Origin of the sequence: Streptomyces lacaronensis (assembly GCF_047337785.1) — a bacterium.
Lineage (GTDB): Bacteria > Actinomycetota > Actinomycetes > Streptomycetales > Streptomycetaceae > Streptomyces > Streptomyces lycopersici.
Window position 1 is genome coordinate 4,446,018 of record NZ_JBLHDK010000003.1, and the last position, 13,667, is coordinate 4,459,684.

At 73.8% G+C, this 13,667-nt stretch carries 13 protein-coding genes; 5 read left to right on the plus strand and 8 right to left on the minus strand.

Annotated elements, in window-relative coordinates; translation table 11 throughout:
• Positions 1-197: 197 nt before the first annotated feature.
• The 7 genes from ACMTAK_RS18710 to ACMTAK_RS18740 form a co-directional block, all read right to left on the minus strand.
• Complete coding sequence (locus ACMTAK_RS18710) at positions 198-1,184, minus strand: tetratricopeptide repeat protein (protein ID WP_262701756.1); 987 nt, start codon at positions 1,182-1,184, stop codon at positions 198-200.
• A gap of 240 nt (positions 1,185-1,424) precedes the next feature.
• Positions 1,425-2,690: an HD-GYP domain-containing protein gene (locus tag ACMTAK_RS18715; RefSeq protein ID WP_413807287.1), complete on the minus strand. Its 1,266-nt coding sequence runs from the start codon at positions 2,688-2,690 to the stop codon at positions 1,425-1,427.
• Between the two features lie 695 nt (positions 2,691-3,385).
• Positions 3,386-4,819, minus strand: coding sequence for an HD-GYP domain-containing protein (locus tag ACMTAK_RS18720; protein ID WP_413812929.1), 1,434 nt, complete (start codon positions 4,817-4,819; stop codon positions 3,386-3,388).
• A 285-nt stretch (positions 4,820-5,104) separates the two neighbouring features.
• Positions 5,105-5,422, minus strand: coding sequence for a mycothiol system anti-sigma-R factor (gene rsrA / locus ACMTAK_RS18725; protein WP_413807288.1), 318 nt, complete (start codon positions 5,420-5,422; stop codon positions 5,105-5,107).
• A complete protein-coding gene (locus tag ACMTAK_RS18730) occupies positions 5,419-6,108 on the minus strand; it encodes a sigma-70 family RNA polymerase sigma factor (RefSeq protein WP_413807289.1) in 690 nt (229 codons plus the stop codon). Before ACMTAK_RS18730 ends, rsrA begins: the two co-directional genes overlap by 4 nt.
• Positions 6,109-6,418: 310 nt before the next feature.
• Positions 6,419-7,087, minus strand: a complete 669-nt coding sequence (locus ACMTAK_RS18735) for an alpha/beta hydrolase family protein (protein WP_413807290.1) — start codon at positions 7,085-7,087, stop codon at positions 6,419-6,421.
• Positions 7,087-7,905 carry an SOS response-associated peptidase gene (locus tag ACMTAK_RS18740; RefSeq protein ID WP_413807291.1) on the minus strand — a complete coding sequence of 273 codons (819 nt, stop codon included), beginning with the start codon at positions 7,903-7,905 and terminating at the stop codon, positions 7,087-7,089. The genes ACMTAK_RS18735 and ACMTAK_RS18740 overlap by 1 nt, the downstream gene beginning before the upstream one ends.
• A gap of 48 nt (positions 7,906-7,953) precedes the next feature.
• On the opposite strand from ACMTAK_RS18740, the gene ACMTAK_RS18745 reads away from it, so the two are divergent.
• The 4 genes from ACMTAK_RS18745 (at position 7,954) to ACMTAK_RS18760 (ending at position 12,012) form a co-directional block, all read left to right on the plus strand.
• Positions 7,954-8,667 carry a M50 family metallopeptidase gene (locus tag ACMTAK_RS18745; protein WP_413807292.1) on the plus strand — a complete coding sequence of 238 codons (714 nt, stop codon included), beginning with the start codon at positions 7,954-7,956 and terminating at the stop codon, positions 8,665-8,667.
• A gap of 192 nt (positions 8,668-8,859) precedes the next feature.
• Positions 8,860-10,236 carry a 3-phosphoshikimate 1-carboxyvinyltransferase gene (gene aroA / locus ACMTAK_RS18750; RefSeq protein WP_413807293.1) on the plus strand — a complete coding sequence of 459 codons (1,377 nt, stop codon included), beginning with the start codon at positions 8,860-8,862 and terminating at the stop codon, positions 10,234-10,236.
• A 12-nt stretch (positions 10,237-10,248) separates the two neighbouring features.
• On the plus strand, positions 10,249-11,256 hold the full coding sequence (gene rsgA / locus ACMTAK_RS18755; protein ID WP_413807294.1) for a ribosome small subunit-dependent GTPase A: 1,008 nt from the start codon (positions 10,249-10,251) through the stop codon (positions 11,254-11,256).
• 432 nt (positions 11,257-11,688) lie between these two features.
• Positions 11,689-12,012, plus strand: coding sequence for a DMT family transporter (locus ACMTAK_RS18760; RefSeq protein WP_262701764.1), 324 nt, complete (start codon positions 11,689-11,691; stop codon positions 12,010-12,012).
• 83 nt (positions 12,013-12,095) lie between these two features.
• Here the strand turns inward: ACMTAK_RS18760 and ACMTAK_RS18765 are convergent, their stop codons facing one another.
• Positions 12,096-12,665 carry a TetR/AcrR family transcriptional regulator gene (locus ACMTAK_RS18765; RefSeq protein ID WP_413807295.1) on the minus strand — a complete coding sequence of 190 codons (570 nt, stop codon included), beginning with the start codon at positions 12,663-12,665 and terminating at the stop codon, positions 12,096-12,098.
• Between the two features lie 173 nt (positions 12,666-12,838).
• Between ACMTAK_RS18765 and hisN the strand changes: the two genes are divergently transcribed.
• Entirely contained in the window at positions 12,839-13,633 is a 795-nt protein-coding gene (hisN, locus tag ACMTAK_RS18770) for a histidinol-phosphatase (RefSeq protein WP_413807296.1), read from the plus strand.
• The last annotated feature ends 34 nt before the right edge of the window (positions 13,634-13,667 follow it).

Sequence of the window (13,667 nt, forward strand, 5' to 3'; positions counted from 1 at the left end):
CCCTACAGGGTACGGGCACGGCGCGGCGGGGTGCGGTGTGCTTACACGGTGTGACCGGGCCTCCACGCATGCCTTCGGGGGCCTTCCGGGGCCTGTCGGGCCGCTACGGGGGCCCGGCGGGGAGGGGACAAGCCCGCCGCAGGCGCCACGACCGCCGGCCGCCCCAGAACCCAGGGCAGCCGCCAGCCGCCAGGCGGTCAGCAGACCTCTTCCAGATCCCGCCACTCACGCGTGTCCGGACTGTCGGCGACCCACCCGTCCAGCAACCCCCGCACCAACCCTCCAGGCGCCGCGATCCCGCATTCGCGCTCGGGCGCCCACAGCGAGCCCGAGCCCGCCATACGGTGACCCAGCGGCCCAGGATGGCCCGGTTCGCTGTGGTCGTGCGGGTCCAGATGCTCGCCCTCGCCCTCGTCGCTGGGCATCCGGCTCTCCGAGCAGGAACGGCACAGCAGCCGCACCGACGACGACCAGTCCTCGGCCGCGAAACCCGCGTCCGCCGCGAGCCGCTCCAGGGCGTCCCGGTCTGCCTCGGTGGCCGCCTCCAGCAGCACCACCCAGGTCGGCACCGGGGACGGCGCCCACAGCTCGATCTCGTCGAAGACCGGGTACGCGGGGCCCGCGGAGGTCACCCGCTCACCGTGCGGCACGCCGTCGTGCAGTACCACCTCGCCCCAGCGCCGCCCGGACGACGGCAGCGGGATGGACAGCACCTCGATCCGGGCCGGGTCCAGCCGGCGGCCCCAGACGACCTCGGCCTCGCCCTCCGGGGACAGCCGCACCGCCGCGCTGCCCAGCTCCATGCCGAGCGGCTCACCGGACGCGGACGCCTCTCCGGGCACCTTCAGCCCGTACGCCTGCCAGGCGCGGCGGGCCAGCGGCCAGTCCTGGAGCGCGGTGGCCGCGATCCCCACGTTCCACCAGTCCGGAGCGCCCGTCTCGCGGTCCAGCAGCGCGACCGCCCGCAGCCCCGCGGCGCGCGCCTGCTCCCAGTCGTGCCGGAACTTGTGCAGCAGCGCCAGGTTGAACCAGGACTCCGACAGCCACGGCTCCAGGTCGGCGGCGCGGGTCAGCAGCGCGCCCGCGTCCTCGTACCGGCCGTCGCCGATGAGCGTGAACGCACGGTCCGTGGCCTGCCGCCATGAGGCGGACGGCCGGTGCCGTACCTTGCCGAAGATCTTCACGATTCCCGCCTGCCGGTATCGAAGTCGTCCCGTACCAGATGCCTTCGCGGACGGCGTCGCCCTCCCTCGAAGACAACCTGCCACACATTCGCGGACATCTCAGCCCGACCCCTCACGCTGCGGCCGGGATGCGACGCCCACCACACCTCCTTGCCACCGGCCATCTGGCCTGGCACCCCTCTCCTCGCATCCAACCATGCCCCTCGGGAGCCCCGCTCATTACCGGCGAGTTATCAGTTCTCACCGGGGGCGGCCGTAAACCCCGCGCGACAGCACCGTGGCGAGCGCCTCGACCACGACCGGGTCGAAGTCGCGCGCCGTGGCCAGCCGCAGCCGCTCCAGGGCGCGCAGCGCCGCCACCCCGGCCGCTCCCTCGGCCGCGGGCCCGCTCACCAGCTCGGTGTACGCGTTCACCGCGCGCACGATACGCGCGGCGAGCGGCTGCTCGCGGTACGGGTCCGCCTGGCGCTCCACGACCAGCGCCACCTCGGCGGGTACCCCGGTCTGGCGCACCACAGCGCCGCCGAGCAACGCGATTTTGCGCTGCTCGGCGGCGGGCAGCGGCTCGGTGGCCCCCGCGGGCACCGGGTCCACCAGCGACAGCTGGCCGATGTCGTGCATCAGCGCCGCGTACTCCAGCACGGTCAGCCGGGGCTCGGAGAGGCCCAGCTCACGCCCCACGGCCCGGCTGAGCCCGGCCACCTCGCGGGCGTGGCCCGTCGGGGTGTACCCGGCTATCTCGGTCGACCGGGCCAGGGAGGCGATGGTCTGGCGGTAGGTGGCCCGTATCCCGGCGTAGCGGCGGTAGGAGTACTGGATCAGCAGCAGCGGCACCGCCAGCACCGGCACCGGCCACAGCCCGGCGACGGCCACGGTGAGCGCCATCACGGCCGCGGTCGCGCACACCGCCGCCCCGACCCCGGGCAGCGACCGCAGCTCGTCGCGGAGCAGCGGCCCGTAAGGCCAGCCGGTACGGGCGCGCGCGAGGGCGGCGGCCAGGACGGCGTCGCACAGGGCGGTCAGGGCCACCAGGGCGAGCAAATAGCCGACGAGGGACGGACCGTGGCCGAGCCAGTCGGCCAAACGGCCGGTCCGGTGCAGCGGTTGGAAGCAGACGGCGGCGAACGCGGCGGTCAGCACCCGGCGGGCGGTGTGCCCGGGGTCGACCGGGCAGCCGAGCGCGAGCGGCGCCACCAGCCCGGCGAGCGACGCGGCCACGACGACGGTGACCACCTGGAGGACGCCATGGATGGCGGGCTCCCCGCCGAGCCGCCCGAGCAGGGCGTAACCGAGCGCGCCTGCGGCGGCGAGGGGCGCGGGCTCACCGCGCGGATCGGACACTCCCCCGCCGCCGCCCGGCAGCGCGGGCGGCGCCTCGACGCACCGGATCGCCTCCCCCACGGCGATGAGCGCCCCGAAGGCCAGCGCCGCCTCCGCCTGCCGCACCCCATGCCACTCGGTCCACACCAGCGCCACTACGGCGAGCGCCCCCGCCGCGCCATACACGGCGACGACCGTAAGGCCGCCATAACGTCCCCGGGATATGCGCTCCCGCCCCTCCTCACGGACGGCGGCGGCCTCGGCCCGTTGGCGGCGGGTGCGATGGAGGGCACGAGCGTGCCGCGCGGCGATCCGGGCGAGAGCGTTCGGAGGTCGGGGGTCGGCCGCTGCCGAACCGCGGCGACCCGCCCTGGCAGCCCACTGAGCCGCGCTCGCGTCCCGGCCGCGCGGTCCGGAGCGGCCCGGGGCACCGGTCCCACCTCTACCCGGGGTGTCGGGGGCTTCCCCGGCCCCCGCGTCGGCCGGCCCGGGGGCAGGCCGGGGACCCCGATCGGAGCCGCAGCGGTCCTGGGCGCCCGTCCCGCCTCTGCCCGTGCCTGAAGAGCCCGGGGCTTCCCCGGGCTCCGCGTCGGCTGGCCCCTGGACGGGCCCGGGGGCCCCATCGGGGCCGAGGCGACCCGGGGCGCCCGCCTCGCCTCTGCCCGAGCTGTCGGGGGCTCCCCCTGCTCCCTCGTCGGCTGGCCCGGGGGCAGGCCGGGGGGCCTGGTCGGGGCCGGGACCGGACGGGGCGCCCGTCTCGCCTCTGCCTCTGCCCGAGGAACCGGGAGCTCCCCCCGGGCCCTCTTCGGCTGGCCCGGAGGCGGGCCCGGAGGCGCGGGCGGAATCGTTCGTGCTGGGCGTGGTGGGGCCCTCGGCGGAGGTCATGGGCCACCGCCGGGGCCGCCCGCGCCGGGGTGGGGCCCGCCGGGGGCGTCCGACGCGCCCGGGGCGGCCGCGCGTACCAGGGGCGGGGCGGGCTCTGCCGGGACGTTTCCGCGCTCGTCAGGGGCGTCCGCGGTGACGGCCGCGTGCCAGCCGTGGCGGTCCAGGGCACGAGTGAGGGCCCCGACCATGCGGGGGTCGAACTGCGAGCCCGCGCACCGTCGCAGCTCCTCCACGGCCGTGGGCACCGGCCGGGCCCTGCGGTACGTACGCGTCGAGGTCATCGCGTCGAAGGCGTCCGCCACCGCGACCACCCGGGCGAACTCCGGGATCTGCGCCCCGGCGAGCCCGTACGGATAGCCGCTGCCGTCCAGCCGCTCATGGTGGTGGAGAATCGCGGCCCGCGCCTCGCCCAGGAAGCCGATGCCGCGCACCATCTCGTCGCCGTACTCGGGGTGGAGCTCGATCACCCGGCGCTCATCGGGGGTCAGCGGACCGTTTTTGCGCAGTAGCCGGGTGGGCACGCCGAGCTTGCCGACGTCGTGGAGGATGCCCGCGATCCGCAGCGCCTCCAGCCGGTCGCCGCTCATGCCCAGCTCGCGGGCGATCATCGCGGAGGCGCGGCCGACGCGCTCACTGTGGCCGCGGGTGTAGCGGTCCTTGATGTCGACCGCCTGGACCAGGGCCCGGATGGTGGCCTGATGGGCGGCGCTCTCGCGGCGGTAGAGCACGAAGCCACAGGCGCAGACGTACATCGGCAGCAGCACCAGCAGGGCCGCCGCCGGTCCGTAAGGGCTGCGCCACAGCACCGCCATGGCCAGCCCGGCGGGCCCGTGCACCAGATACGGGGCGAGGGCGCCGGGCAGCCGCCCCCACCAGGCGGCGCGCGGGGACTGCCGCTCGGCGGTGACCAGCACCCCGCCCTCCAGGGCGGTGGCGGTCAGGCCCAGGACGAGCGCGGCGGCCACGGCGGCCGCCAGGGCGTACGGAAAGCCGGGCGTACCGGGCGACACCCGTCCAGCGGGGGCCTGGGCGCCGTCGCCGAGGGCCCAGAGCGCGCTGAGGGTCCCGGGGCCGTCCAGGGCCGCGAAGGCACACGAGGCGGCCCAGACGGCCAGTGAGAGCCGTGCGGCCCGCCAGGCCCGCCGCGCCCCGGCCGGGGGCCGCTCGACACGGGCGAGCAGCGCACCGGGTACGGCGACCAGCGCCGCGGCGGCGGGCGGCAGCAGAAAAGCCCCGGCCAGAAGGACGGGGCTGCACCATTCGGGCCAGCGGGCGCGGACCCTGGAGCCGACCGCGTGAACCGCGGCGAGCAGGGCGGTCGTGGCCCAGGGGACGGCCGCTCCGGGCCGTACGGCCGGGGCGGCGCAGTACGCCCCGGCGAGCACGGCGCACAGGACATAGGCGCGCGCCCCGTGGGGAAGTGCCCGCACGGTGTCCTCCTCCCCATCCATGTCCATCGCGCCACCCCTCTCGGGCGGGGCGGCTCAGGTGGTTGGGGAGCTTAGGACGAGGCGGGGCGTATGGGACCGGAGGGGCTGTCCGATTACACCCCTTCGAGTGATGATCTGATCACCGAGGGTGGGAATGAGAACGCGCCGACTCGATAGGCGTTCGACCGGGGATCCACTGGGGCCTGAGCCCCGGGGTCACTGGGCCCTGAGCCCCGGGGTCACTGGGCCCTGAGCCCCGGGGTCACTGGGCCCTGAGCCCCGGGGTCACTCCTGGGCGCTGCTCGGCGCGTTCGTCTCCGTCGTGATCTCGCGCTCCGGCACCGCCTGCCCGGAGCGGATCAGCTCGATCCGCCCCATGACCTTCGAGCGGAGGTCGGTGGGCACGTCGTCATGGCCGCAGCACCGCTTGACGAGCTTCTTCACGGCCTTCTCGAGGCCGTACTTCTCCAGGCACGGGGAGCACTCGTCGAAGTGCACCTCGAACTTGGCGCAGTCGCCGTCCGGCATCTCGTGGTCGAGGAACTCGTAGAGGTGGTCGAGAACCTCGGAGCAGTCCGTCTCATGCGGCTCTCCGCAGCTCATGAGTCCGCGCCTTTCCGATCGTGCGACTCGTCCGCCGCGGCGCCCGCGCCGGCCGGGACCAGCCCGCGCCCACGGGCGTAGTCCTCCAGCAGCCCGCGCAGCTGGCGGCGACCACGGTGCAGCCGGGACATCACCGTACCGATGGGTGTACCCATGATGTCCGCGATCTCCTTGTAGGCAAAGCCCTCGACGTCCGCGAGATAGACCGCGATGCGGAACTCCTCGGGGATGGCCTGAAGGGCCTCCTTGACATCGGAGTCGGGCAGGTGGTCAAGGGCCTGCGACTCGGCGGAGCGCAGACCGGTCGACATATGCGACTCGGCGCGTGCGAGCTGCCAGTCCTCGATCTCCTCGGCCGCGCTGCGCTGGGGCTCCCGCTGCTTCTTGCGGTACGAGTTGATGAAGGTATTGGTCAGGATGCGGTACAGCCATGCCTTGAGGTTGGTGCCCTCGCGGAACTGGTGGAAGGACCCGTACGCCTTGGCGTAGGTCTCCTGCACAAGGTCCTCCGCGTCGGCCGGGTTACGAGTCATCCGCAGCGCGGCCGAGTACATCTGGTCCAAGAAGGCAAGGGCATCCCGTTCGAAGCGCGCGTTGCGCTCCGAGGACGGCTCCTGCGACCGCTCGACCGGCTCTCCCTCGGTCACGCCGTCGGTACCTGCGTCGGTCCCAGTGACCTGACCCACCTCCTCCAGCTTCGTGTCGGGTCCGGATGTGGACCCGCTCGAATCGGAGAATAGACGACGATCCGGTGCGCCCGCCGCTTCGATCTTCACGGCCTGCGCCGCCTGCAGCTGAGACCAGTCCAGGTCAGCGGCCTGTGGACGGGCCGGGCAAGCAAGCGAACCCATGCGGGGGACTCCCTTTCCTCGTATTCCGCGTATCAGTGCCTCTTACACGGTGAGTACCGACAGCCCGTTCAACACGGATCCCTCCCGCCGCATTCCCACCCGGCGCCGGGCGCCCTTGGGCAGGTCAGCGGCCGACGGCCGACGGTCAGCCCAGGGCGCGCGGCAGCCAGTCGGTGACGGCCCCGGTGATCAGGGCGAGCGCCGCGGCCTCGTCGAGATCCGCCGACTTCGGCAGGCCGAAGACGTGGTCGCCGTACGGCACCTCCACGAGCTCCATGGCCGCGGGCAGCTCCGGGAACTCCTCCGGTCGCCCGAACGAGTCCCGGCCACCCTGGACGATCAGCGTCGGCACGCCCGTGGCCAGCAGTTCCTCGGCCCGGGACCGCTCCGGCTTGCCCGGCGTGTGCAGCGGGAACGACAGCGCCAGTACGGCCTTCGCGCCCAGCTCCGTCGCGGTCCGGCAGGCCACCCGCGCCCCGGCGCTGCGGCCGCCCGCCACGATCGGCAGCCCGGCCTTCTCCAGCGCGGGCCATACGGCACGCCATCCGGTGTCCAGGGTCGAGGGCGCGGGCGCGATCTTCTTGCCCGCCACCCGCCACGGCTGCTCGATCAGCGCGACGCTCACGCCGAGCCCGGGGAGCGCCCCGGCCAGCGCGCGCAGGTCCCGCGCCTCGATGCCCCCGCCGGCGCCATGGCCGGCGGCCAGCAGGGCATGGGCGCCGGGGGCGTGGTGCCAGGTGATCCGGGCGTCCCCGGCCGGGGTCGCCACCAGCTCGGTGGTCACCTGAGGTTCGTCCGTCTTCTTCGCGGCCATCAGAACAGCGTGCCCTCCTCCGGGGCCTCGAGCTCCTCGAGCAGCTCGGGGCCGTTGTTACGGACATCACTCACCCCGGTGGCCACCGGGTACGCCCGCAGCAGCCCGGAGGGCGGCGGCGCCAGCAGCGGCAGCAGGTCGTCGGGGTCGGTGCGGCCCGGGTCCAGCCAGGAGGCCCAGCGGTCCTCGGTGAGGACCAGCGGCATCCGCGGGTGGATCTCGGCGAGCGAGCCCGGCCCCTCGTCCCGGGCCGCGCCCCCGAAGGGCTCCTTGTCCGCCTCGGTGGTGATCACCGTGCAGGTGACCCACCACGCCCGGGGGTGTTCGTCCGGCAGCGTCCGGTCCCGCCAGAACTCGTACAGCCCGGCCATGGCCATCACGGAGCCGTCCACCGGGGTCACGAAGTACGGCTGCTTGCGGGGCCGCTTCCGCTTGCCCTTCTCCTCCAGCTGCCGCTCCCCCGCCGCGGTGACCCACTCGTAGTAGCCGTCCGCGGGCAGGATGCAGCGCCGCGAGGCGAACGGGCGCCGGTAGGACGGCTTCTCGTGCACGGTCTCGGCCCGTGCGTTGATCATCTTCGCGCCGCCCTCGGGGGACTTCGCCCAGGACGGCACCAGCCCCCACTTCAGCGCCCTCAGCTGGCGAACCGGGCACGGCTCGGTGGCGTCCTTAAGGGGGCGTTCGAGCACCGCGTACACGTTCTTGGTGGGCGCGACGTTCCAGTCCGGCGCCAGAGTCTCCTCCGGCTCCCACTTCTCCACTCCGAAGAGCCCGACGAGATCCTCCGGCCTCCGGCTCGCTGCGTATCGACCGCACATAGGTGCCACACTGCCACGACCCCTACCGACGCGAGGAGCCGCCCGCACATGGACGCAACGAACGCCGCCGATCTGTGGGACCGGGTGACCGGCGCCCAGCCCGACCCCACCACCTGGCTGGTCGTCTCCACCGGCGTGATCGCGTTCGCGGTCGTGGTCTTCCGTACGGCGTGGCGGATAGCCCGTAACGCCGTCACCATGGCCCATGAGGGCGGCCACGCCGTGGTCGCGCTGCTCAGCGGGCGGCGGCTGGACGGCATACGGCTGCACTCGGACACCTCGGGGCTGACCGTCTCGCGCGGCAAGCCCACGGGCCTGGGCATGATCCTCACCGCGGCGTCCGGCTACACCGCCCCCTCCCTGCTGGGCCTCGGCGGCGCCTGGCTGCTGGCGGCGAACCACATCACCTTGCTGCTGTGGGGGACGACGGCGCTGCTGGTCGCGATGCTGGTGATGATCCGCAACGCCTATGGCGTCCTTACGGTCGTCATCAGCGGGGCCGCCTTCTTCCTCGTCTCCTGGCTGACCGGGCCGGACGTCCAGGCGGGGTTCGCGTACGCCGTGGTGTGGTTCCTCCTCCTGGGGGGCGTGCGACCGGCCTTCGAGCTCCAGCGCAAGCGCCGTCAGGGCGGCGCGTACGACTCCGACCCCGACCAGCTCGCCCGGCTGACCGGCATTCCGGCCGGCGCCTGGCTGCTGCTCTTCCACGTGGTCTCGCTGTGCTCGCTGCTCGCCGGAGGGCGTTGGCTGATGGGGCTGTGACCCCGGCTGCCGGGACTGTGACCCCGGCTGCTGGGGCTTTGACCCCGGCCCCTGGGGCTGTGACCCCGTACGAGCGCCCGGCGCGCCACCGCCGGCACCTCGTTGGCTCCTTGTAGCAGCGCCGTGTTTCGACTGGGTTTCGCCACTTTCGATCAGGATTGGCACTCCGGGCGAACCACTAAAGTAAGACCCATGACCGGCATTGAGACCTCCCCGGGCGACCACACCGCCCTCTGGCCCGCTCCGACCGCCGATGGAGCGGTCGACGCGACCGTCACCGTGCCCGGATCCAAGTCGGTTACCAACCGCGGTCTGATCCTGGCCGCGCTCGCCGCCGAACCCGGCTGGCTGCGCCGCCCGCTCCGCTCCCGCGACACCCTCCTGATGGCCGCCGCCCTGCGCGCCATGGGCGTCGGCATCGAGGAGACGGTGTCCGACGGCGCCCTCGGCTCCAGCGGCCCCTCCGGCGGCGGGGAGGCCTGGCGGGTCATCCCGGCGGGGCTGCACGGCCCGGCCACCATCGATGTCGGCAACGCCGGCACCGTGATGCGCTTCCTGCCGCCGGTCGCCGCCCTGGCCGACGGCCCCGTCCACTTCGACGGCGACCCCCGCTCCCACGAGCGCCCGCTGCACGGCGTGATCGACGCGCTGCGCGCCCTGGGCGCCCGCATCGACGACGACGGCCGCGGCGCGCTGCCGATGACCGTGCACGGCGGCGGGGCGCTGGACGGCGGCCCGGTCCGCGTCGACGCCTCGTCGTCCTCCCAGTTCGTGAGCGCGCTGCTGCTGTCCGCGCCGCGCTTCAACCAGGGCGTCGAGGTGCGTCATATCGGCGCCGCGCTGCCCTCCCTGCCGCACATCCGGATGACCGTGGACATGCTGCGCGCGGCGGGCGCGCGGGTGGACACCCCGGAGGCGGGCGGCGAGCGGGGCGTCTGGCGGGTGGCGCCGAGCGCGCTGCTCGGGCGCGACCTGATCGTCGAGCCCGATCTGTCCAACGCGGCGCCGTTCCTGGCCGCCGCCCTGGTCACCGGCGGCCGGGTGACCATCACGGACTGGCCGGAGCGCACCACCCAGCCCGGCGACGAACTGCGCCGGATCTTCACCGAGATGGGCGGTTCCTGCGAGCTCACCGACACCGGTCTGACCTTCACCGGAACGGGCCGGATCACCGGGATCGACGCCGATCTGCACGAGGTCGGCGAGCTCACCCCGGTGATCGCGGCGGTCGCGGCGCTGGCCGACTCCGAGTCGGTGCTGCGCGGCATCGCGCATCTGCGGCTCCACGAGACCGACCGGCTCGCCGCCCTCGCCAAGGAGATCAACGAGCTGGGCGGGGACGTCACCGAGACCGAGGACGGTCTGCGGATCCGCCCGCGCCCGCTGCACGGCGGGATCTTCCACACCTACGAGGACCACCGGCTGGCCACCGCCGCCGCCGTCCTCGGCCTGGCCGTCGACGGCGTGCTGGTCGAGAACGTGGCGACCACCGCCAAGACCCTCCCCGACTTCCCCGGTCTGTGGGCCGGGATGCTCGACGCGACGACGACCTCGGCGCGGAGATCCTGAGAGCCTGGACTCATGCGCCGCTACGGCAAGCACACCGACGAGGACGACGTTCGGATCCGCCCCAACCGCAAGGGCACCCGGCCGCGCACCAACATCCGGCCCAAACACGAGGACGCCGCCGAGGGATTCGTACTCACGGTCGACCGCGGCCGGCTCACGGTCCTGGTCGAGGACCACACCATCACCGCCATGAAGGCCCGCGAGCTCGGCCGTAAGGGCGTCGTGGTGGGCGACCGGGTCGGGGTCGTCGGGGATCTCTCCGGCGGCAAGGACACGCTCGCCCGGATCGTCCGCGTCGAGGAGCGCTCCTCCGTCCTGCGCCGGACCGCCGACGACGACGATCCGTACGAGCGGGTGGTGGTCGCCAACGCCGACCAGCTCGCGATCGTGACCGCCCTGGCCGATCCCGAGCCGCGCCCGCGGCTGATCGACCGGTGCCTGGTGGCCGCCTTCGACGCGGGCCTGGAGCCGCTGCTCGTCCTCACCAAGTCCGATCTGGCGCCCGCCGACGACATGCTGAAGACCTATGAGCCGCTCGGCGTCCCCTATGTCGTCACCAGCCGCGACGAGCTGGCCGACGGCGACGCCGCCGACCGGGTGCGGGAGCGGCTGACGGACCGGATCACCGTCTTCGTCGGCCACTCGGGCGTGGGCAAGACGACACTGGTGAACGCGCTGGTCCCGGACCGCCAGCGGGCCACCGGCCGGGTGAACGCGGTCACCGGCCGCGGCCGCCACACCACCACCTCCGCGCTCGCGCTGCCCCTGCCGGACGCCAAGGGATGGGCGATCGACACCCCGGGCGTGCGGTCCTTCGGGCTGCACCACGTGGACCCGGCGCGGGTCATCCACGCCTTCCCGGACCTGGAGCCGGGCACCGAGGGCTGCCCGCGCGCCTGTAGCCACGACGAGCCGGACTGCGCGCTGGACCAGTGGGTGGCCGACGGCCACGCCGAACCGGCCCGGCTCTACTCCCTGCGGCGGCTGCTGGCCACCCGCGAGCGGCGAGAGGGCGACTAGGACCTGTCCGGCGGACCGTGCCGCCTGCGGCGGGCTGCTCCCCTTCCCGTAACTGGGGCTTCGCCCCAGACCCCGGGCTCCCCCAAACCCCGGACCGGGGCCCCGCCCCTTCCGCAGCATCGCCATGCGGCTCCGCCGCACGGCGGGGCCTCGTGCGAAGCCCGGGGCCAGGGATGGGGCCCCTGGCCCCCGAGGTCTGGGGCGGAGCCCCAGTTTCGGGAAGGGGCGGGGAGGGGAAAGGCCCGCCGCAGGCGGCAAGATCCGCCGGATACCCGCAGGGAGCGGCCGGACACCCGTAGGGGGGCGTGTTTGCCGCTCCACCCGGGCGGTAAATGGATAATCGCATCAAGCAATCGAGGCGACTCAGGCAATCCAGGCGACCGGGGACGCCCCGGGCGACGGCAGCCGACAGCGGCACGGGAGGGCATCTCTATGGCGTGGCTGCTGGTCGTGGTCGCCGGGCTACTCGAAACCGGCTTCGCCGTCTGTCTCAAGCTCTCGCACGGCTTCACCCGCCTCTGGCCGACCATCGCCTTCTGCGCGTTCGCGCTCGGCAGCTTCGGGCTGCTGACGCTGTCCCTGAAGAAGCTCGACGTGGGGCCCGCGTACGCGGTGTGGACGGGGATCGGGGCCGCCGGGACCGCCATCTACGGCATGGTCTTCCTCGGCGACCTCGTCTCCACGCTCAAGATCATCTCCATCTCACTGGTGATCGTCGGCGTGATAGGGCTCCAGCTCTCCGGTTCGGCCCACTGAGGCCGTCGGCGAACGGATCCCTACGCCCGCGGCGGGCCGCGGGCGTACGCGTACCACCGGGCGCCCCGTACCCCCCGGGCGGCTCAGGCCAGCACGGTGCGCACCATACGGGCCACATCCGCCGCCGGGGCGGGCGCCACCACGTATGACAGGGCCAGCCGGGCGACCGCCTCACAGGCCAGCGGCAGCTCGACCGCGCCGGGCGGCCAGTCGCCTTCCAGCAGCCGCACCGCGCGGTCCCGCGCCTCTCCGATCAGCTCGCCCGGCGCGGGCAGCCGCTCCGGCTTCCCCGGCGGTGTCGTCCTTACGGACGTCGGCAGCCGCTCGTTCCAGCGGCCCGTGAGCACCGCCCGCACCAGCGGGTTCTCGCTCGCCGAGCGGACCGTCCACACCGCAGCGGCGGCCAGCCGCTCCCTGGGTGCCACCGCGCCGGACACCCCGGACAGCGCCCGCTCGACCCCGCACAGATACGCGTCGGCCTCGCGTCGCACCAGAGCGCGGGCGAGACCGTCCTTGCTGCCGAACTCGTTGTAGAGGGTCTGCCGGGAGACCCCGGCCGCCGCCGCGACCTCGGACATCTTCACCCTCGGCCACGGACCGCGTTCGAGCGCGGCGAAGGCCGCGTCGAGTAAGGATTCACGCGCTGCGGGCATCGTCGCCTCCCAGAGCGGGCATCGTCGCCTCCCGGCCCGGCATGTGCCCGACAGAATTGACGGGCCGCCAGATGAAGTCAAGAGCCCCGCGCGGGCGGGCCGTCCAGCCGAAGTCCCCTGGTCGTTGTGGAGTCGTGTGGCTCCGCGTCTTTTCCTGTCGATACTGTTCGGCCATGCCCGACTACCACGATGACCTGCGTCTCGCCCACGTTCTCGCCGACGCCGCCGACGCGACCACCATGGAGCGGTTCAAGGCGCTCGACCTCAAGGTCGAGACGAAACCCGATATGACGCCGGTGAGCGAGGCCGACAAGGCGGCCGAGGAGCTGATCCGCACCTCGCTCCAGCGCGCCCGGCCGCGCGACGCGGTGCTCGGCGAGGAGTTCGGCAGCGAGGGCAGCGGTCCGCGGCGCTGGGTGGTCGACCCGATCGACGGCACCAAGAACTATGTGCGCGGGGTCCCGGTCTGGGCCACTCTGATCGCCCTCATGGAGCGCGGTGAGGGCGGCGACCGGCCGGTGGTCGGGGTGGTCTCCGCACCGGCGCTGGGGCGGCGCTGGTGGGCCGCCGAGGGGCTCGGGGCGTACACCGGGCGCAGCCTGTCCTCCGCGTCCCGGCTCGCGGTCTCGAAGGTGGGCAACCTCTCCGACGCCTCGTTCGCGTACTCCTCGCTCAGCGGCTGGGAGGAGCGCGGCAGGCTGAACGGCTTCCTCGACCTGACCCGCGCCTGCTGGCGCACCCGCGGCTACGGCGACTTCTGGCCGTACATGATGGTGGCCGAGGGCTCGGTGGACATCTGCGCCGAACCGGAATTGTCGCTGTGGGACATGGCGGCCAACGCGGTGATCGTCCAGGAGGCGGGCGGCCGCTTCACCGGACTCGACGGTGTACCGGGCCCGAACAGCGGCGACGCGGCGGCGTCCAATGGGCTGCTGCACAGGGTGATGCTGGATTACCTGCGCTCCTGAGGAGCCTTCCGGGGGCTGGCCAGAGCATGAACCG

Coding starts and splice junctions, on each gene's coding strand:
- rsrA (WP_413807288.1), bottom strand. CDS start 5,422: ATGAGCTGCGGAGAGCCGCATGAGACGGACTGCTCCGAGGTTCTCGAC.
- ACMTAK_RS18735 (WP_413807290.1), bottom strand. CDS start 7,087: ATGGCCGCGAAGAAGACGGACGAACCTCAGGTGACCACCGAGCTGGTG.
- ACMTAK_RS18740 (WP_413807291.1), bottom strand. CDS start 7,905: ATGTGCGGTCGATACGCAGCGAGCCGGAGGCCGGAGGATCTCGTCGGG.
- ACMTAK_RS18745 (WP_413807292.1), top strand. CDS start 7,954: ATGGACGCAACGAACGCCGCCGATCTGTGGGACCGGGTGACCGGCGCC.
- aroA (WP_413807293.1), top strand. CDS start 8,860: ATGACCGGCATTGAGACCTCCCCGGGCGACCACACCGCCCTCTGGCCC.
- rsgA (WP_413807294.1), top strand. CDS start 10,249: ATGCGCCGCTACGGCAAGCACACCGACGAGGACGACGTTCGGATCCGC.
- ACMTAK_RS18760 (WP_262701764.1), top strand. CDS start 11,689: ATGGCGTGGCTGCTGGTCGTGGTCGCCGGGCTACTCGAAACCGGCTTC.
- ACMTAK_RS18765 (WP_413807295.1), bottom strand. CDS start 12,665: ATGCCCGCAGCGCGTGAATCCTTACTCGACGCGGCCTTCGCCGCGCTC.
- hisN (WP_413807296.1), top strand. CDS start 12,839: ATGCCCGACTACCACGATGACCTGCGTCTCGCCCACGTTCTCGCCGAC.